The sequence below is a fragment of the Peptoniphilus olsenii genome (assembly GCF_040545475.1).
Classification (GTDB): Bacteria; Bacillota; Clostridia; order Tissierellales; family Peptoniphilaceae; genus Peptoniphilus_A; species Peptoniphilus_A olsenii.
In genome coordinates this window covers 69,880-90,975 of record NZ_JBEPMA010000005.1, presented here as the reverse complement: position 1 = coordinate 90,975, position 21,096 = coordinate 69,880, and the positions used below count along the sequence as shown (strand labels likewise).

Below are 21,096 nucleotides of genomic sequence, written 5' to 3'. Positions count from 1 at the left end.
CAAAAGCCAAATCTTTCTTATCATTTACTTTATAAAACAAAAAAGAAGTTATAATTTCACATTACAACTTCTTTTATTTTTATAATTTTATTAGATATTTATCCAATAAATTATTACAAGCTTTTACATCTACTGTTGAAAGTAAACCTGCCGATGACAATATATAATTTTTATCTAGTATATAATCGATATTTTTATTAATCAAAAATTCTTTATCCAAATGAGATATGGATTCTAGTACTTGTCTAGGATTATTTGAATGAATTAAGTTTCCGCCAGTCCCTATAAAGAACTTTGCATTTCTCAAATCTTTACCTATTTGTTGATAAATAATTCTTGTAGGTGTTTTTATTTTTTTTATTATACCTATATGTCTTTCTAGAGATTCCTTTGTAGCTATATAACACAGAATATTGTCAAAATAACATTCATCTTCTTCATTTGGTATATAATCTGGATTTTTAAATCTATATTCTGTTTTTTCTTTTGCATCTTTTATGCCAAATTCTAAAAAAGGTTTTTCGCCAACAGATTCATACAGAGCAGTAGCAGAATATCTCATACCCATATCACCTTCTACTGTTCTTTTTTCAAACGGTTCTTCTATTATTGGAGATAGAATATTATCTTCTCCATAATATGATTTTCCTATGGAATGAATATCTGTAGTTGCTCCCCCAACATCGACAGAAATAATAAAATCATTCAAATGCTTAGCATATGAAGACATTGCTTTTTGTACCGCTATTGGCGTTGGTAAAAAAGTTTCAAAATCTCTACTTAATTTATCGATTCCTTTGGCAACTGATATTGTTTTTATAAAAAGATTTCCAATAGTTTCTCTAAGTGGCCTATAATTTATTGTATTTGTATTGGGCATGACATTTTCTGTAAATTTATAGGAGATACTTGATTTATCAAATATCTCCTTAATTTCATTCTGGCAGTCTATATTTCCAGCTACTACAACTGGTATTTGAATATTATGTTGTGCTAATTTCTTGGCATTAAAAATAATATTTTCTCTATTGCCATAATCTGTCCCGCCACTTAATACTATTACATCTGCTCTTGAATTTGCTATCTCCAATACTTTTTCATTAGAGAGTTCATAAGAATAAACTTTTAGTATTCTCGCACCACTCGAAAGCGACGCAAGCCTAGCAGCATTTGTAGTCAAGTTTTTCGAAAATCCTATTGCTACAACTTTTAGTCCACCTGATGCAGAAGAACATCCAAGTATTTTATCATAACTAAATGTTGAATATTTCTTTATTTTATCTAATGCCTTTTCAAAACCAATTCTCACATCTGTATCAACAGTTGTATAGCTAGATGCACTTGCTAAAATGTTGTTTTCTACAGTATCTACTAAATTTAATTTAGTATAAGTCGACCCAATGTCAACTAAAAGATACCTCACGCTAATTTTTCGTCAACTATTTTCATGATTTCTTCATGATTTTTAGCTACAATTGATCTTACAGCGTCCATTTTTTCTTCTAATTCATGTCTATAATTTTCATCTTTTAATGAATTTAGATTAATTATAACGTTTAGGAATGCTCCTTCTACTGCTGATTTAATATTAATAACAGCAACAGCAACGTCAGTTATAGCATTTGAGTTACCAGTTTCTGCTAGTTCTCTTGCATAATCATAAAGTTCAGTTACTTTAGTACCTAGTCCTAGAGGAACATCAATAGCTTCTTTATAACCTTCTTGAATTTTATCGGATCTAATGCTTTTTTCTTCTTCAGTTTCCTTTGGAAGTTTCATAGCATCCATAACTCCATTAAATGAGTTCGCATCTTTGTCAATTCCATCAACAAATTCATCTTTATATTTTACAAGCTCAGCTGCAATTTCTTCCATTCTGTCATTTACATCCATATATCTTTTTTTGCCAATTGTAAGATTAGCTACCATTGACAAAAGTGAAGCTGCAATAGCCGCATTAAGTGCAGCTATTGATCCACCACCTGGTGCTGGTGAATTAGAAGCAGTTTCATTTGCAAATTCTACAATATTTAAATCTTTAAGCATTTTTCCTCCTAGAATAAACCTGTAATAGTTCCATCGTTTTCAATATCCATTTTATTTGCAGCAGGTACTTTTGGAAGTCCTGGCATTACCATGATATTTGATGTTTGAACTACTATAAATCCAGCTCCCGCTGATACTCTTACATCTTGAATTTCTATATCAAAATCACTTGGTGCTCCCATTACTTTTTGGTCATCTGTAAATGAGAATTGTGTTTTTGCTACACATATTGGAAGTCTGTCAAGTCCTATTGCTTCTAGTTTTTTAGCTTGGTTTTGTGCAGCTTTTGTGAAGTTTGCTTGTCTTCCACCATAGATTTCTTTTACTATTGTGTTTACTTTTTCTTCAATTGTTCCTTCTACGTCATAAAGTGGTTTGAAGTTATTTTCTTCTTCGTCAATTAGGTCTACTAATTGTTTCGCTAAATCTTCTGCTCCTTCTCCACCTTTGGCGAAACAGTCACATAGTGAGATTCTTACTCCAAGTTCTTCGCATAGTTCTTCTAATTTTGCGATTTCTTTTTCTGTATCTGATTCGAATCTGTTGATTGCAATTATTGCTGGCACTCCGAATTTTTTAACATTTTTTACATGTCTTTTTAAGTTTTCGAATCCTTTTTCTAATGCTTCCACGTTTTCTGGTTTTAGATCTTTTTTATCTACTCCACCATGCATTTTTAGAGCTTTGATTGTTGCAACAATTACAACTGCATCTGGTTTTAAATCTGCTACTCTACATTTGATATCCATGAATTTTTCTGCACCTAAGTCTGCACCAAATCCTGCTTCTGTTATTGCATAATCGCTTGTTTTTAGTGCTAATCTTGTTGCTAGTATTGAGTTACATCCATGGGCTATATTTGCAAATGGTCCTCCATGAATAAATGCTGGTGTGTTTTCTAGTGTTTGTACTAGATTTGGTTTTAATGCATCCTTTAGTAGCATTGCTACTGCTCCTTCTATTTCAAGGTTTGCTACTGTTATTGGATCTCCATCTAAATTGTATGCTACTATCATTTTGCCTAGTCTTTCTTTTAGGTCTGTTAGGCTTTCTGATAGACATAATACTGCCATTATTTCTGATGCTACTGTTATCATGAAATGATCTTCTCTTGGAAAGCCATCTGCTTTTTTTCCTAATGAGATTACTACATTTCTAAGTGCTCTATCGTTCATGTCGATAACTCTTTTCCAAGTTATTTGTCTTGAGTCTATTCTTAGTGCATTTCCTTGGTGAATATGGTTATCTATGCATGCTGAGATAAGGTTATTTGCTGCTGTCATTGCGTGTAGGTCGCCTGTGAAGTGAAGGTTAATATCTTCCATTGGTACTACTTGAGAGTATCCTCCACCTGCTGCTCCACCTTTTACTCCAAATACTGGTCCTAGTGATGGTTCACGTAGCGCTACTGCTGATTTTTTGCCTATTTTATTTAAACCTTGTGTTAATCCTATGGAAACAGTTGATTTTCCTTCTCCTGCTGGTGTTGGACTTATTGCTGACACTAATATTAGTTTTCCGTCTTTGTTTTCGTCATTTATTCTTTTTATTGCGTCCCAGCTTATTTTTGCTTTATATTTTCCATAATGTTCAAGGTCATCGTTTTCTATTCCTACTTTTGCTGCTACTTCTTCTATTGGTAGCATTTTTGCTTCATCTGCTATTTGTATATCTGTTTTAAATGCCATAAATTATTCCCCTATTAACATTGTTTCTATAACTTGTTCTGAGCTAAATCCATCTATTTGCATATAATATGCAGCACTATCAATTAGAGCTTGAAGTGGTAATAATCCAATAAGTTCAGTATTTACAACTGTAACTCCATAGCGTTTTGCTTCTGATTTTACCATTTCAAGAGCTTGGTAAATAGCAGTTTTTTCAAAGTTTACAAGGTTCATTGAAACTTGAGTTTGTCCTTTTTCTTCTAATGAAAGACCAATTGCTTTAACAAATCTTAGACCTCCACCAATGTGACGAACTGTTTTTGCAATTTTATCAGCTATTTCAACATTAGGTGTATCTAAGTTTACATTGAATGCCACTAAATGGAATCTTGCTGCTACTGCAGTTGCTCCTGATTTTTCATTCATTTCTTGAGGACCAAAGTCTGGTTTCCATTCTTCTTCTTTAATTTTATCGAAGAAACCTTCGTATTGTCCTTTTCTAACTTTTGCTAAATTTTTTCTTTCAGGTTTAGTAGCTGCATCTTCATATAGATATACAGGTATACCCATATCTCCAATAGCTTTTCCTACTTCTTTAGCAAATTCAACACATTCTTCTGTATCTGTTTCTGTAATCGGAATAAATGGAACAACATCAACTGCACCCATTCTTGGGTGAGCACCTTTATGTTTAGACATATCTATTAATTCTGTAGCAACTTTTACAGATTCGATTACAGCATCAATAACTGCTTTAGGTTCACCAATAACTTCAACCACAGTTCTATTGTGGTCAGCATCTGGTTGATAGTCTAATAATTTGATATTTTCTTTAGCTCTGAAACAATCTGCAATCTTTTCAACTACGTCAAGATCACGTCCTTCAGAATAGTTTGGGATACACATTACTCTTTTCAATTTAAATTTCCTCCTTAATTATTTAATATATGAATTTTTGTTAACCATCTTAATTATATAAGTTAATATTTTTAAGTCAAATAATTATAGCTCAACAGCCTTTTCAACAGCTTCAAGTAATTTCCCTGAAGTCAATACTTCTTGTGCTTTTTCTAATTCGTCATATATTTCAATATTTGAATCTTGTTCTATGAAATCAACAGCTTCTCTAATTGCATCGTAAGCAACTTTTGTTCCTTTACCTAATTCAAACTTGTTGTCTTCCATTTCCATTCTAAAGTCAATAGCTTGAGCTGCAATCATAATTTCAGTTGCTAAAATTCTATAAACATTTTTAACTACTTCTCTTACTTTTCTTGAAGCCCAGTTACCCATTGAAACAAAGTCTTCTTGGTTTTCACATGATGTAATTGAATCTACGCTTGCTGGATGAGAAAGTGTTTTGTTTTCTGATGCTAAAGCTGCTGCTGCATATTGAGTAATCATGAAACCTGAGTTAAGTCCAGGGTGTTTAACTAAGAATGATGGCATACCAGAAAGAGTTGTATTTACAAGTCTTTCTATTCTTCTTTCAGAAATATTTCCAAGTTCAGAAGTAGCAATCGCCAAGAAATCAAATGGTTGAGCCATTAATTCTCCATGGAAGTTTCCACCAGAAATTACCATACCATCATGAGTGATAATAGGGTTATCTGTAGCTGAGTTTAATTCAATTTCTACTTTTTTCTTAACATATTCAATAGTATCTTTACTTGCACCGTGAACTTGTGGCATACATCTTAAAGTATAAGCATCTTGAACTCTAAGTTCAGCTGTATGAGTTACATAAGTTGAGCCTTCTAATAAATTTCTTAAATTTTTAGCAGTTTCAAGAGAACCTTCATGTGGTCTAATTGTATGAAGTTCTTCCCAGAATGCATCTATAATTCCTCTTGCGGATTCAACTGTCATTGCACCAGCAATATCTGCAAGTTTTGATAGATTAATAGAATCATAAAGAGCTAATGCACCTGTGGCAGTTAATACTGTTGTACCATTGATTAATGCAAGTCCTTCTTTTGCAGCTAAATCAATAGGTTCAAGTCCAGCTTTTTGCATAGCCTCTTTTCCTTGTAAAAGCTCACCATCATAATAAGCTTTACCAAGACCAAGCATAGGAAGAACCATATGAGCTAGTGGAGCTAAATCTCCTGATGCTCCTAAAGAACCTTTTTCTGGAATAAATGGAACTACATTTTTGTTTAGCATATCTAATAATAGTTCAATTGTGGAAAGTCTAATTCCAGAAACACCTTTTAAAAGTGAATTAATTCTAATAAGCATTATGGCTCTAACTTCATCTTCTGGAAGAGGGTCACCGAATCCAGATGCATGAGTTCTGATAATGTTTTCTTGAAGTTGTGTGGAGTCTTCCTTAGAAATTGAAACTCTTGATAGAGAACCAAATCCAGTGTTGATACCATAAACAACTCTTTCTTCTTCAACAATTTCTTCAACATATTGTCTAGATTTGTTTACATCAGCGATAGCCTTTTCATCAATTTCAGCTTGAACATGACCTCTGGCTACTGCTACTAATTGTTCAAGATCTAGATTATTACCTGTTAATACAACTTTTTCCATGATTATTTCATTCCTTTCATTTAAATCACTAACTACATTATACCCAAAAAATATAAAGTAACAAAGTATTCTTAAATTTTTTGTAAAAATGCACTTTAAAAAATACCGTACTTTATATTTTATGTTTCTATATTAATTGTATCATTAATATCTTTATTTATTTTTAATTAATGCACTATTTTTTCTTTAATTTTTTAATATTTTTATATGAATCTTTTAGACTATTCTTGTAGTCATGTGCATTATAAACCTTTATTTTTCTATTATATTTATGAGCTAAATCAAAGACTTCTTCTTTATCCTTATCTTTGAAGAAAAATCTTTTGGTAATATCACCTTTAGTAAAATATAATAGTATGAGCCCAGGTTGCTCGTGTTTCTTTTCATAAGTTATTGCATCAATTTCTGACCAATCCCAAATAGTATGCGTTTTTGATATTTTCATATCAGTAAACATCTCAAGCCCTTTAGAGGTTGCTGCCACATATCTTTTAGTAATAAGAGACAGCAACAACAATAGAGCTAAAAACAAAGTCAGTTTATACTTTGTAAAAATACCTAAACCTATTAAAGCAAAAGTGATTACATAGGCATACTTTTCGGAAAAGCTCTTCCTAGGATTAACATATTCATATTCAATTACTTCACTATCATTTTCCCAAGGCAAACTTATTTCTGCCATTTAATCACTTCTTTCTAAATTTTAATCTTAATTAAGCTTCAACTCTAGGAGCTTTGCCTTCGGCACGTCTTTTTTCAAGTGCTGCCATAGCAATTTCTCTAGCTTCTTCTGGAGCTTTTGCTTGTTTTTTCATAGTAGTCTTACCGAATAAGTTTGTATAAGATCCATCAGCCCAGAAAATATTTCTACCTAATGCTGCCGTTATATATGCATAGATTGGATTTAGCAAGTTAACAAATGCGAATGGGAAGAATAAGAATGGATTGACACCAAGTGTTGCGTGTTGGTAAGCACCACATGCTGTCCATGGAAACATTACTGCCCAAAGTGTACCTGCATCTTCAAGTGTTCTAGACATCATATTTCTTGCAAGTCCAAGTTCATCAAATTTATCTTCATATAATGGTGCAGGAACACCAATTCCTAAGAATTGGTCACACATTGCAGCATCACAGAATATTGATGTAAGCATTGTAGTTAATAACAAACCTGATACAGAATTAATTTTATTTTTAAGTTCACCAAATAGTCTTTCAACAATACCACATTTTTCAAGTGCTCCACCAAATGAAACAGCAAGTAAAATCAAGTTGATAGTCCACATTTGGTTATCCATACCGCCTTTAGCTAAAGCTTTATCTAAAAACTCATTTCCTGTTTCAATTTCAGGACCATAGTGTAATATAGAGAAAATATCAGCAAGTGAACGTGTTTCTTGGAATATTTGTGCAAAAATGATACCAACAAGTACTGATGCCAATACACCTAAAAGTCCAGGTATTCTAAATACCATTATTAAAACTATTAAAACTATAGGTAAAAGAACCAATGGATTGACATTAAAGTTAGCAGCTATTGCTTCTCTAATACCATCAGCTATAGAAGCATCATAACCAGCACCTGATATATTCATTCCTAAAATAGCGTAAAGAATAATTGCTATTAAGAAAGTTGGACCAGTTGTGGATACCATTGCAGCTACGTGATCAAATAAACCAGTACCAGAAATACCAGCAGCTAAGTTAGTAGTATCAGATAGTGGAGAGAATTTATCTCCAACATATGCTCCAGATATTACCATACCTGCTGTAAGGGCTGGACTCATGCCAAGTCCTTGTCCGATTGTCATAAATGCAATCCCTACAGTTGCCGTAGCAGTCCATGAAGAACCACAAGCAGCTCCAACTACAGCACAAAGAATACATCCAATAGGAAGAAACGTTTGTGGTGATAAAAATTGAAGTCCATAATAAATTAACGCTGGTATAGAACCTGAAATCATGAAAGATGATACTAAAAGACCTACTGTAAGTAGAATTAGAATTGCATCAAGAGTAGCAGTAATTCTTTCAACTATACCTTCCATCATTTCATCAAAACTGTGACCACATAAAATACCAATGGCTACAGTAACACTCGTACCAACTATTAGTGGCATATGAGCAGCGTTATAAGCTTCGTCACTAAACTTGAAAACATATACCATTAGAGCAACCATAATTAAAATAGGTAGTAGTGCTTCAAACATACTAGGCAGTCTAACGGTTTTTTGACCTTCGTTTTTCATAAAAATACCTCCTCAATAGTGTCATTTAGGCAATATTGTCTATTAATACGCCTGTAATACAATTTTACAAAGAATTATGTATTACTGAAAATGTTTTCTACATAAATTTTAGTCCAAATATAACAAAAAGTCAATCATTTAATCGAAATCATCTTCTAATTACAATAAAAAGCACAATATATTAACAAGTTTTATCGCTAATATATTATCGTGTAATTCAATAATCTCAATGTACTAATGTTTATTAATTCACTCAATTACTATTTTCATACATACATTTCTTTTATAATGTATAGAAAAATAATTTTGAATTTCATTTTAATATAAGTTAAATATAAATAATTTATTTTTATCATAATATTACAATAATTTATTCTAAAATTGACATAAAAATTGTAAAATATTAGGATAAAGTTTTCATTAATAAAAATATAAAAGGCTGACCCCAAAATCAAGGTCAGCCAATAATTTAATTATTTTACTAATTGTCTATCTTCAACAACAAGTTTTCCATCAATGTAAACTTGTTTTATTAAATTTGTTGCGAAGAAATACAGTGTATAATCTATATTTTCTGCATCAAAAATAGCTATATTAGCTCTTTTACCTTTGTCAAATGAACCAATAGTTTTAGCTCTATCTACAGAATAGGCTGCATTTATAGTTACAGCATTGTATACTTCTATTGGAGTTAACTTCATTTGTAGACAACCTAGTTGCATGATAAATTGCAAGTTTGCTGTAGGACATGATCCGGGGTTTGAATCTGTACATAGTGTAATAGCCATTCCCTTTTCAAGCATACGTCTAGCTGGAGCGTATGTGTCTTTCATTAGAGAAAAAGTAGTTCCAGGAAGCAAGTTTCCTATTACATTAGCTTCTGCCATCATTTCGATTTCTTCATCATCAACTACCATAAGATGTTCTGCAGATACTGCATTTACATCAGCAGCTACTTTAACTCCACCAATATTTTCGATTTCATCAGAGTGGATTCTAGTCTTAAAGCCATGTTTTTTAGCAGCCTCTAAGATTTTCTTTGATTGTTCTGCTGTAAATACGCCTTTTTCACAAAAAACATCGCAAAATTCTGCTAAATTTTTTTTAGCTACTTCTGGCATCATATCTATTACAATATCTACATATTCATCGGGATTATCTTTATATTTGTCTGCTATAACATGAGCTGCCATAAAAGTAGTGATTAGTTCAGAAGGAAATTCTTCATTTAATTTTTTGAGAACTTCAAGTTCTTTAAGTTCAGTCTCTAAAGTTATTCCATAACCAGATTTCGCCTCTACTGCTGTTACCCCATGAACTAGCATGTGTTCAAGTAGCTTTTCAGTCTTGTCATATAACTCATCAAAAGTAGCTTCATCAGTTGCCTTTAAAGTTGAAAGAATGCCTCCTCCTGCTTCAAGTATTTCAAGATACTCCATACCATTTAGTTTCATTGCGAATTCATTTTCTCTGCTCCCGCCATAAACTAAATGTGTATGAGCATCAATTAAACCTGGAGTTGCTACCTTGCCAGTTAAATCAACAATTTCAGTATTATTGTCCTTTAGATTTTCCCAATTGTTGCCTTCTCCAACTTCTAATATCTTTCCATCAGCAATAGCGATATAACCATTTTCTATGATATTCGCTTCATTCATTTCTTCACCTCTAAGTGGTCTACCTAAATCATTAGGTGAAAAAATTTGTTTTAGATTAATTAATATTTTATCCGCTTTCATAAATAACCTCCCTATATAGTTTACCCATAAAATTATTATTTACTAATCCATTTTGACATAACGAAATTTGTAGGTCAATGTAGATTTTTATGTAAACATTATCTCAAATAATATTATTTTTTCAAGTTTATTAGTAAATATATATATTAATCTATCAATTCGAACTTAATTTATAGAAATCTAGTTTACATAATTATAAAATTAGATTATAATGTAAGACATGGAGGTTGATAAAAGTGATAAATAATCATAACGCAGAAGTTCAAAAGATTATGAAAGTAAGAATCGACAACTTACCAGAAAAGAAATCTTTTGAACCAGGAATAAGAAGGGCACCTGATAGAGGGTTTAGATTATCTAAAGATCAAACTAAAATCGCTTTAAGAAATGCTCTTAGATATATTCCTGAAGAATATCATGAAGAGTTAATTCCTGAGTTCTTAGAAGAACTTACAACAAGAGGTAGAATCTATGGCTATAGATTTAGACCAGAAGGAAGAATTTATGGTAAACCAATTGACGAATATAAAGGAAATTGTCTAGCTGGAAAAGCTTTCCAAGTAATGATTGACAATAACCTCGATTTTGATGTTGCTCTTTACCCTTACGAACTTGTAACTTACGGTGAAACTGGTTCTGTTTGCCATGACTGGATGCAATATAATTTAATTATGCAATATCTAGAAGTTATGGAAGATGATGAAACTTTGGTTATGGAATCTGGTCACCCACTTGGACTATTCAAATCAAGAAAGAATTCTCCAAGAGTTATTATTACTAATGGTCTTATGGTTGGAGAATATGATAACCTAGACGATTGGGAAATCGCAGAAGAAATGGGCGTAGCTAACTACGGACAAATGACTGCTGGTGGTTGGATGTATATTGGACCTCAAGGAATTGTTCACGGAACATACAACACTATCTTAAATGCTGGTAGACTTAAATTAGGTCTTGGAAACGAAGATAACCTAGCTGGTAAATTATTTGTTTCTTCAGGCCTTGGCGGAATGAGTGGAGCTCAAGGTAAAGCTGGGGATATTGCTGGAGCAGTTTCTATAATAGCTGAAGTTGATATCTCAAGAATTGAAACTAGACTTGAACAAGGCTGGATTCAAAAACTTGCTGAATCTCCAGAAGAAGCTTGTGAATTAGCTAAAGAAGCTCAAGAAAAAGAAGTTGCTCTTTCTATTGCTTTCCACGGTAACATCGTTGACTTACTTGAATACATGGAAAAAGAAAACATTCACATTGATTTGCTTTCTGACCAAACTTCTTGCCACAATGTTTATGACGGTGGATATTGTCCAGTAGGAATTACTTTTGAAGAAAGAACAGACCTTTTAAGAACTGATAAGAGAAAATTCCATGAACTTGCAGATATGACTCTTAAGAGACATTTTGAAGTTATCAAAAAACTTACTGAAAAAGGAACTTACTTCTTTGACTATGGTAACTCTTTCTTGAAAGCTATCTATGACTCTGGAGTAAAAGAAGTTTCTAAAAATGGTAATGACGACAAAGATGGCTTTATTTGGCCTTCATATGTTGAAGACATTATGGGACCTCTTCTATTCGACTATGGATATGGACCTTTCAGATGGGTTTGTCTAAGTGGTAAACACGAAGATCTTATAGCTACTGATAAAGCTGCTATGGAATGTATTGATAAAGACAGAAGATATCAAGACCTTGATAACTATAACTGGATTAGAGATGCTGAAAAGAACCAATTAGTTGTTGGTACTCAAGCTAGAATTCTTTACCAAGATGCTAAAGGTAGAGTAGATATTGCTCTTAAATTTAACGAACTTGTTAGAGAAGGAAAAATTGGTCCTGTTATGATGGGTCGTGACCACCATGACGTTTCTGGTACAGACTCTCCATTTAGAGAAACATCTAATATTAAAGATGGTTCAAATGTAATGGCAGATATGGCTACTCAATGTTTTGCTGGTAACTGTGCAAGAGGTATGTCACTTGTTGCTCTACACAATGGTGGTGGAGTTGGTATTGGTAAATCAATTAACGGTGGTTTTGGACTTGTTCTTGACGGTTCTGAAATGGTTGATGAGATTATCAAACTTTCTTTAACATGGGACGTTATGAGTGGTGTAGCTAGACGTAACTGGGCTAGAAATGAACACTCTATCGAAGTAGTTAAAGAATTTAACAATGAAAATGAATATGGACATATAACTATCCCTTATCTAGTTGATGATGCATTAATAGAAAATGCTGTTAAAGATTTAGATATTGAATAATTATTGTTTATTATCTTAATGTTTAATATATATATTTAAAAAAGCACTCGACATGAGTGCTTTTTTAGTGAAAATGAGATTTAATTGTAAAATTTTTTTATTATTATGTCTTGAAAGCAACACTCATTTAAATTGTAATATTAACAAGTCTGGAAATTAAACAAATAAATATTGAATGCAAATTATACTAATATTTATTAAGGGTAAGCTTCTAATAAATAAAAAATTGGAACCTCTCTTTCCTACTAGTCAGAAAGGCTCCAATTTTTACTTTTAAATATATCTAATCAATTAGTCTTCAAATTTTTCTTTAACTTCTCTAATTTTTTTCATTGATTCAACAATAGCATCTTCTAGAGATTCCATATCATTTTTGTTAGCTTCTGTTAATGCAGTGTTAATTGTAACTCTTTCATTTAATACATCAAATAATTTTAGGTTTTCATCAATGAATTCTTCCATTTTGTCCCCTACAGTACAAGCCCAAGTACCATTTTCGATAATAGCTACTGTTCTATTTTGAACATTTAGAGCTGCTAAGTCCATAAGGTAATTTTTCATCTTAGGATAAATTCCAAGATTATAAGTTACAGATGCTAAAACAATGTGAGAATATTGGAAAGATTTTGAAATCAATACTGAAATATCAGTCTTTGATACATCATAAACTTCTACTTTTTTAACACCCTTCATAACAAGATTGTTTGCCAATTCTTGAGCTGCATTTGCTGTATTTCCATACATTGATGCATAAACAATTAACACACCTTCTTCTTCAGGCTCATATTTTGACCATTTGTCATATTTATCGATGAAATATTCTAAATTTTCTCTCCATACAAGACCATGAAGTGGTGCAATATATTTTATTTGTGGTAGAAGTGGATCAGCCTTTTTTAGTACATCTTGAATAAATGGACCGTACTTTCCAACTATATTTGTTAAATATCTTCTAGCCTCATCAAGCCAATCTCTTTCCCAATCGACCTCATCTGCAAATAGTTTACCATCTAATGATTTAAATGAACCAAAACCATCCGCTGAGAATAATACTCCATTAGTTGTGTCTAAAGACATTAACACTTCTGGCCAGTGAACCATTGGTGCTTCTAAGAAGGCAAAAGTATGTTTACCAAAATTCATAGTGTCGCCTTCTTCTACGATTATAGTTTGATCTTCTGGAATATTATATCCCATTTGTCTCATAAATTGGAATCCTTGTTCACTTGCAATAATATGAACATTAGGCCATCTTATACATACTTCTTCAATAGCTCCACAGTGGTCTGGTTCCATATGATGAATTAGCATGTAATCAAGATCTCTTCCATCAAGTAAAATTTCAATTTTTCTTATATAATCTCTAGTAATTGACCAGTCAACTGAATCTACTACTACTGTCTTTTCATCTAAAAGAAGATATGAATTGTAGGATACTCCATCTGGAATAGGAAACATATTTTCAAAAAGTTCTAGTCTTTTATCATTTCCACCTACAAAATATAAATCTTCTGCTACTTGTCTTATATTATACATTTGCTACCTCCCAATTATTTTCTATCTTCAGGATATTCTTCAGGAATAAAGTTTTGTTTTTCTTCTTGACATTCTGGGCAAGTCCAATCATCTGGTAATCTATCAAAATCTGTACCAGGATCGATTTCGCCTTCAGGGTCACCTACATTAGGGTCATATTCATAACCGCAACCAGGACAAACCATAACTTTATAATTAGGAGCTAGTTTTCTTGGTTTAGATCTTCTAACTTTTTTCATTGGAGGAGCAGGTTCTTTTTCTCCAGTACCTAGTGATTCTGCTAGTAGAGGCATTATTTCAAATATATCTCCAACTATTCCATAATCACAATTTTTGAAAATTGGTGCTCCTGCATTCTTATTAATAGCAACAATTGTTGAAGCATTCTTGATTCCTTTTAGGTGTTGGACTGCTCCAGAAATACCACAAGCAATATATAAGTTACCATTGAATTTTTGTCCAGACATACCAACATATCTTTCAAGAGGAATTAATTTAAGAGTTTCAGCTACAGGTCTAGAACCACCAAGTGCGGCACCAGCAGCATGAGCAAGGTCTCTTGCAATATCCATATTTTCTTCTGATCCAATAGCATTCCCCACAGAAACTACTCTTTCAGCTTCATATACAGGAGTATCCATTGGAATTCCTACTGAAAAATCATATCCATCTTTCTTTAAATTTTGAACAAGTATATCTACCGCTTCTTGTGCAGTATCGGCTTTGATTATTTCTCTTTTTCTGTCACCAGTAATGGGACCTGCTTTTTTATCTATTATTGCTGCTTTTCCCTTTTTTTTGGGTGCTTTACCAATTAAATTACTTGCAACAACAACTCTTTGAATTTCAGAAGTTCCTTCATAGATAGTAGTAATTTTTGCATCTCTAAAGAATCTTTCAACAGCCATTCCTTTAAGGTATCCATTACCACCATGGATTTGAAGTGCTTCATTAACAACCCACATTGCAACTTCAGATGCAACAGTTTTACACATCGCAGCTTCCATTGAATAGTTTTCATGATTTTGTTTCATTTCAGCGGCTGAGTAAACCATAAGTCTTGCAGCTCTAATTTTAGTAGCCATATCAGCTATTTTAAATGCTACAGCTTGTTGTTGAGCAATCGGTCTTCCAAATTGAATTCTTTCTTTAGCATAAGCAAGAGCTTCTTCGTATGCTCCTTGAGCAATTCCTAGAGCTTGAGATGCTATTCCGATTCTACCGCCATCAAGTGTTTGCATCGCAATTCTAAATCCTTGGCCTTCTTTACCAAGTAGATTTTCTTTAGGAACTTTTACATTATTAAATTGAAGTTCAGCTGTAGTTGAGGATCTGATACCTAATTTGTCATAGTGATCTCCAAATGTAAAGCCTTCCCATCCCTTTTCAACAATGAATGCCGAAATTCCATGAGTACCAATTCCTGGAGTAGTGACTGCATAAACTATATATACATCAGCAGCAGGTGCGTTAGTAATAAATATTTTATTACCATTTAAAATATAATAGTCACCCTCAAGTACAGCAGTTGTTTCTGTACCACCAGCATCAGAACCAGCATTTGGTTCAGTAAGACCAAAGGCACCAAGTTTTTTACCTTGTGCAAGTGGCTTTAAATATTTTTCTTTTTGTTCTTTAGTTCCAAAAGCTTGAATTGGATATGAGCCTAATGAAGTATGTGCAGAAAGTACAACTCCTACACCCGCATCTACTCTTGAAAGCTCTTCAACAGCAATTGCATAAGAGATAACGTCTTTTCCTGCTCCACCTTCTTCTTCTGAATACGGTAGTCCCATCCATCCGTGTTCACCTATTTGTTTGATGATTTCTTCTGGAAATTCATTGTTTTGGTCCAAACCAAAAGATAATGGTTTGATTTCTGCTTCTGCAAAAGCTCTGATAGCTTTACGAAGTTCTTCATGTTCCTCAGTTGTTTTGTACATGCTTGACATAATTGCCTCCTCTTAAAATAAATACTTGTGAATGTTTTCAATAAAAAAAACATGAAAATAATCAATACCTTTTCGGTATACAATGATTATAGTATACAATAACCTTTCAAAAGTGTCAAAGTTTTTTTAATTTTTAATACTAATTTCATAATTGCAGACATATTCGTTTTTCAGTAATTTTCATAGATTTTTTTATAACATTTCTTTCCTTTTTATTATACCCAATAAAAAAAATAAAAACACCTTTCCCAAAATAATAATTTCTTATGTATACCAATACACATTAAAAAATAAATAATGATTTCCCATTATGTTAACACTACTCTTTTATATATTAAATTCATTTAAATTTATCTATTAATCTAGCCATACCAAACTAGAATAAACATATATAATAGACAAAAGATAGTTTTGTAATCTATTCATCAATATTATTTTTAATTGGCAAATCATTATAATTGAAAAAATATTGTTAATTTTTTAATGAATTCATGTATAATATTAATCAATTCTATTTATATTTGTCTTTTTCACTTTCTTTATAATTTTTTATAATAGAATGTTGTATTACCACTTAAATAAGATAAAATATAAAGTGTTGAATTTATTTATCATATTATTTAAAAAGGAGATTTCAAGTGACAGAAAATTTAAAACAAAAAATTAAAAGTAAATCGAAATTATATTTCGTTGATGCCTTAGGAGCTATGGCTTATGGTTTGTTCGCAACACTTCTAGTTGGAACTATTTTAAATACTATTGGAAATAGTTTTAATATAGATTTTTTAAACGAAATTCTTTGGCCTCTAGCCCAAAAAGCAACAGGTCCTGCAATTGCCGTCGCCATAGCTTTTGCACTCGGTGCACCCAGCCTAGTAGTATTTTCTTCTACAGTTGTGGGCATAGCTGGAAATGAACTAGGTGGCCCAATGGGAGTATATATCGCAACTATTTTTGCAATAGAATTTGGAAAATTAGTAAGTGGTAAAACCAAAATAGATATCATTATAACACCGACAATCACAGTTTTGACTGGAGTTTTTATGGCAACATTTGTCAGTCCCTACATACAGTCTTTTATGAACTTTCTGGGCGACATAATTATGAATGCTACAGATAAAGCACCATTTATAATGGGTGTAATTGTTTCTGTTATAGTTGGTATTGTTCTGACTCTTCCGATATCATCTGCTGCTTTGTGCATGATGTTGTCTTTATCTTCTCTAGCTGGTGGAGCTGCTACTATTGGTTGTTGTTGTCAAATGATTGGATTTGCTGTTATCTCTTTTAGAGACAATGGAATGGAAGGTTTGGCTGCTCAAGGGTTAGGTACTAGTATGTTACAGATGCCTAACATCATCAAAAATCCACTTATTCTCGTTCCTCCTACCGTGGCATCCGCAATACTTGGTCCCGTTGCAACAATTGTATTCAAGCTAGAAAACACTCCTCTAGGCTCTGGTATGGGAACAAGTGGACTTGTTGGACAAATATCAACTTTCAATGCTATGCCCGATGTCCCCTTTAAAAAACTACTACCAATAATAATTTTAATGCATATAATCTTGCCTGCTATTTTATCTTATATCATTTATATCGTGATGAGAAAACATGAACTTATTAAAGATGGCGATATGACTTTAGCTTTCAAAAAATAAATTAGTTTGATACTAAAGTTTTTTGATATAAGATTATTATTGAACAGAAATCAAACCCATAATTATATAAAATAATTAAAATAAAGCTCATAAAAATGAGATAATCCTATAAATATCACTATAGGATTATCTCTATTTTATTTTTACTTTATATTAAATTATACAAGTTAAACTATATGATTTTTAATATTTATTGATAATATAAAGATAGGCATCATATAAATATCTGTCTACTGATTGAGTTTTAAATTTTTGAAAATTTTATTTAGTTAAAAATAATTTCTTTGATTTTCATATATTTCAATCTAAATATATCAATGTGTAATATATCTATAATTTATAACTATTTATTTGCAATTTCTCTTAAAGAATTTTTTAAATTTTCTTCTATTTGCATTAGTTGAACTCCTGCTTCTTCGCGTTTCTTGTGCCCTTCTATTTGAATTTGTCTAACTTCATTTAAGGCAGAGATTAGTTGTTCATTTGTATGTTTTATTGTATCTACATCCACTATGCCTCTTTCAGAAAGTCTGGCTGTGTCTATTGTTGTTTGTTTTAAAGTATCGGCATTTTTGCGGAGCAATTTATTTGTTAAGTCTGTTACCTCTTTAGTAGTTCTGGCAGCTTCTTTTGAATGATTAGCTCCTAGTGCTATTACCATTTGTGATTTCCAAAGAGGAATAGTATTTACAATAGTTGATTGAATTTTTTCTACCATAACTGTGTTCGATGATTGAACCATACGAATTTGAGGTGCCATTTGAATAGAAATCATTCTAGTTAAATCTAAATCATGTAATTTTTTCTCAAATCTATTTATCAAATTTACATAATCGTTAGCTCTTTGTGCATCTACAGGTAGATTTGTACTTGATGCTTCTGATTGTAGTTTTGGTAATTCAACGGTTCTTGCTTCTTCAAGTTTTTTTCTGCCTGCCAAGATATACATGCTAAGTTCCTTGTAATATGATTCATTTAATTCATACATTTGGTCAAGCATCGCTATATCTTTCATAAGCGTAACTTGATGATTTTCTAATGCTTTTATTATATTGTCTACATTTTTTTGAGCAGAGTCATATTTCGTCTTAATGGATGTCATGTTGTTCATCTGTTTTTTGAAAAAGCCTACAATTTTATTGTCGTCTTCATCAATATCAAAATTTTTCAGTTCATTAACTACTCCTGAAAGTAACTCTCCAACTTCTCCTAAGTCTTTAGATCTTACTGTTTCAAGAGTTCTTTCTGAAAAGTTAGAAAGTTTTCTTTGTGCTCCAACTCCATATTGTAAAACTACATTAGAATTCGTTATATCTATGGAGTTGGCAAATTCATCAACTTGTTTTTGTTCTTCTGGAGTTAATTGAACTTTTTCTATATCTTTTTGTTGTAATTTTGATTCTATTTTTTCCTCAGCATCTATACTGCTATCTGCCCCATCTAAAGTTAGCTTTATTTCCCTGTCCATTTAATTTACCTCCCTATTTTAAAGTCATCTTCATCAAGAAGTCCTTCTTGTTTAAGCATTGTTTTTAACACACTAATATCACTAGATAAATCAAGCATTTTATCTGCATACAAATTGTCTAAAATTTTATCAAAAGCTACTAAAATTGTATCCATAGTATTTTCAATTTCAGCAAGTGATGATTTTACTGACTCTGTTGGTCTTTCATTCATCTCTTTATAGTTGTCCGATATTTTTACAGTTATCGGCAAATAGTACTCTATTGCTTTTTCTAAATTATCAGAAGTAGTTGGATTCTCTTTTACAATGCTAAAAATCTTAGTTATTGTTTTTAGTAGTTCAATAATTTTAGATTTCATAGGTTCACTTATTTCTTCAGACAATTTTGTAAGTTCTGTTATATGAACTCGTGCTTTATTTAATAATACTCTTGTATCATCTTTATTCTTTTCTAATTGTTTTTCATCTATATCTTTTAATTCACTATTTAATACTTCTTCTTTATATAGTTTATAAGTTTTGGAATCTAAAATAAATAAGTTTCCATTTTCAACTATTCTAGCTTGTCTGAAAAAGTCTTTGTTAATAAGATCTAACAAGTCTTTAATAGTAAAATCTACAGGTTTGGCTGTTGCTACTGCTAAATCAGAAACTGGTATTACGGTGTTATTACCAATTTCTCTTGTATATTTTCTAAATCTTATTATTTGTTCTTTTGATTTTTTATTTCTATACAATCCATAAGCCGATAATATAAAAGCTGGGATTATCCAAAAAATAACGAGAGGTAAATCAACAAAAAACCCAGCACCATCGAAAATATCTATTAATATAGATAAAAGAAACACAGTGTGAAAGGCGATTGAGAATTTTAAAGATCTATCCCAATTTTTCACTCTTTTTATGGTTTTAGGTTTTTGGTTAATAATCCTGTCGTCATTTTGAATAGAATATGGTATATCAGTGTTCTTCTTATTCATAAAACGATCGAAGGATTTTCTTGTAATATCAACCGCCGAACCTATTCCTTCACCAATATCTTCAATAAATTCATTTAATTGTTTAAAATTCTCCTCTCTTATTGCTTTTTCAATAAGTTCATCAAACTTAAATTTATCATCATATTTAGTCATAATTCACCTCAAAAACCTATTACAATACCTCCTATATCGGCATATCCAGAAGAAAGTCCATTTGTATGTCTTATATGAATTTGGTCCACTTCATAGAGTTCATCTATCTTATCTTTTAATTTATCGGCACGTTCTTTATTTTTTGTATAAGAAATGGTGATTAAGTCAAACTTAGTCTTTTTACTAATTTCACCAATTGCATTTGCCATTTTATCTAAAGATTTTTTTATACCTCTGTTTATCTCAAACAATTCAATCTCGCCATCATTAGACATCATAACGGGTTTAATATTTAAAACATTGGCAATAAGCCCAGCTGTCTTCTTTATTCTCCCATTTTTTATTAAATTATGCATACTCTCTAAAACAAACATAGTGCAAGAATTATCTACAATATTAGTAATTTTTTCTTCGGCAGATTTAAAATCATTGTTCTCTAATAGTTTTAAAAGTTTTAAAACTATCATTGTTTGGCCTGCACTTGCCGATTTTGAATCAATAACAGTAATCTTTAAATCTTTATATTTTTCTTTGGCTTCATTTTCAGCAACTTTAGCCGAATTATAAGATCCAGATAACTTAGATGAAATAGTCACAATAAAGATTTCTTTATCTAAATTCTCTTCAATTACACTAAGATAATCATAAGGTGATGGGCATGATGTCTTAATAGGTTCGGTAGTTTGTTCCATTATATTCAAAAAATTATCCAATTCAAGATTATTATCGTCTATATATTCAACATTATCCACTTGTATTTTGAATGGAACATAGTCAATATTTAATTCTTTTATTTCATCTTTTTTTAAATCACAACTTGTGTCACTAATAATTTTATACATC

Annotated in this window: 15 protein-coding genes; 2 read left to right on the top strand and 13 right to left on the bottom strand. The window is 31.6% G+C overall.

The window, feature by feature from the left end:
• Positions 1 to 79: 79 nt before the first annotated feature.
• The 8 genes from ABID14_RS05645 to hutI form a co-directional block, all read right to left on the bottom strand.
• The gene (locus ABID14_RS05645) at positions 80 to 1,423 is read right to left on the bottom strand and encodes a glutamate mutase L (protein WP_354368019.1); all 1,344 of its coding nucleotides are present in this window, start codon (positions 1,421 to 1,423) and stop codon (positions 80 to 82) included.
• A complete protein-coding gene (locus ABID14_RS05640; RefSeq protein WP_354368017.1) occupies positions 1,420 to 2,046 on the bottom strand; it encodes a cyclodeaminase/cyclohydrolase family protein in 627 nt (208 codons plus the stop codon). The genes ABID14_RS05645 and ABID14_RS05640 overlap by 4 nt, the downstream gene beginning before the upstream one ends.
• Positions 2,047 to 2,054: 8 nt before the next feature.
• Entirely contained in the window at positions 2,055 to 3,734 is a 1,680-nt protein-coding gene (locus tag ABID14_RS05635; protein WP_354368015.1) for a formate--tetrahydrofolate ligase, read from the bottom strand.
• Between the two features lie 3 nt (positions 3,735 to 3,737).
• Entirely contained in the window at positions 3,738 to 4,631 is an 894-nt protein-coding gene (gene ftcD / locus ABID14_RS05630) for a glutamate formimidoyltransferase (RefSeq protein WP_354368013.1), read from the bottom strand.
• Between the two features lie 84 nt (positions 4,632 to 4,715).
• Positions 4,716 to 6,254, bottom strand: a complete 1,539-nt coding sequence (gene hutH / locus ABID14_RS05625) for a histidine ammonia-lyase (protein WP_354368011.1) — start codon at positions 6,252 to 6,254, stop codon at positions 4,716 to 4,718.
• A gap of 175 nt (positions 6,255 to 6,429) precedes the next feature.
• Positions 6,430 to 6,936 carry a hypothetical protein gene (locus tag ABID14_RS05620; RefSeq protein ID WP_354368009.1) on the bottom strand — a complete coding sequence of 169 codons (507 nt, stop codon included), beginning with the start codon at positions 6,934 to 6,936 and terminating at the stop codon, positions 6,430 to 6,432.
• 31 nt (positions 6,937 to 6,967) lie between these two features.
• Entirely contained in the window at positions 6,968 to 8,503 is a 1,536-nt protein-coding gene (gene nhaC / locus ABID14_RS05615) for a Na+/H+ antiporter NhaC (RefSeq protein ID WP_354368007.1), read from the bottom strand.
• Between the two features lie 473 nt (positions 8,504 to 8,976).
• Positions 8,977 to 10,242 carry an imidazolonepropionase gene (gene hutI / locus ABID14_RS05610; protein WP_354368005.1) on the bottom strand — a complete coding sequence of 422 codons (1,266 nt, stop codon included), beginning with the start codon at positions 10,240 to 10,242 and terminating at the stop codon, positions 8,977 to 8,979.
• A gap of 272 nt (positions 10,243 to 10,514) precedes the next feature.
• Between hutI and hutU the strand changes: the two genes are divergently transcribed.
• On the top strand, positions 10,515 to 12,506 hold the full coding sequence (gene hutU, locus ABID14_RS05605) for a urocanate hydratase (protein WP_435529954.1): 1,992 nt from the start codon (positions 10,515 to 10,517) through the stop codon (positions 12,504 to 12,506).
• Between the two features lie 291 nt (positions 12,507 to 12,797).
• Here the strand turns inward: hutU and ABID14_RS05600 are convergent, their stop codons facing one another.
• Both ABID14_RS05600 and ABID14_RS05595 read right to left on the bottom strand, forming a co-directional pair.
• Entirely contained in the window at positions 12,798 to 14,042 is a 1,245-nt protein-coding gene (locus ABID14_RS05600; RefSeq protein ID WP_354368001.1) for an FprA family A-type flavoprotein, read from the bottom strand.
• 14 nt (positions 14,043 to 14,056) lie between these two features.
• The gene (locus tag ABID14_RS05595) at positions 14,057 to 15,994 is read right to left on the bottom strand and encodes an acyl-CoA dehydrogenase family protein (RefSeq protein WP_354367999.1); all 1,938 of its coding nucleotides are present in this window, start codon (positions 15,992 to 15,994) and stop codon (positions 14,057 to 14,059) included.
• A gap of 638 nt (positions 15,995 to 16,632) precedes the next feature.
• Here ABID14_RS05595 and ABID14_RS05590 point away from each other — a divergent pair.
• Positions 16,633 to 17,652: a PTS sugar transporter subunit IIC gene (locus tag ABID14_RS05590; protein ID WP_354367997.1), complete on the top strand. Its 1,020-nt coding sequence runs from the start codon at positions 16,633 to 16,635 to the stop codon at positions 17,650 to 17,652.
• Positions 17,653 to 17,995: 343 nt separating this feature from the next.
• Here ABID14_RS05590 and ABID14_RS05585 read toward each other — a convergent pair whose 3' ends face one another.
• Genes ABID14_RS05585 through ABID14_RS05575 form a run of 3 tightly spaced genes read right to left on the bottom strand, consistent with a single transcriptional unit; the run spans position 17,996 to position 21,095 of the window.
• Positions 17,996 to 19,120: a toxic anion resistance protein gene (locus ABID14_RS05585; protein ID WP_354367995.1), complete on the bottom strand. Its 1,125-nt coding sequence runs from the start codon at positions 19,118 to 19,120 to the stop codon at positions 17,996 to 17,998.
• 5 nt (positions 19,121 to 19,125) lie between these two features.
• Entirely contained in the window at positions 19,126 to 20,253 is a 1,128-nt protein-coding gene (locus ABID14_RS05580; protein ID WP_354367993.1) for a 5-bromo-4-chloroindolyl phosphate hydrolysis family protein, read from the bottom strand.
• An 8-nt stretch (positions 20,254 to 20,261) separates the two neighbouring features.
• Positions 20,262 to 21,095: a DegV family protein gene (locus ABID14_RS05575; protein WP_354367991.1), complete on the bottom strand. Its 834-nt coding sequence runs from the start codon at positions 21,093 to 21,095 to the stop codon at positions 20,262 to 20,264.
• Between the last annotated feature and the right edge of the window lies 1 nt (position 21,096).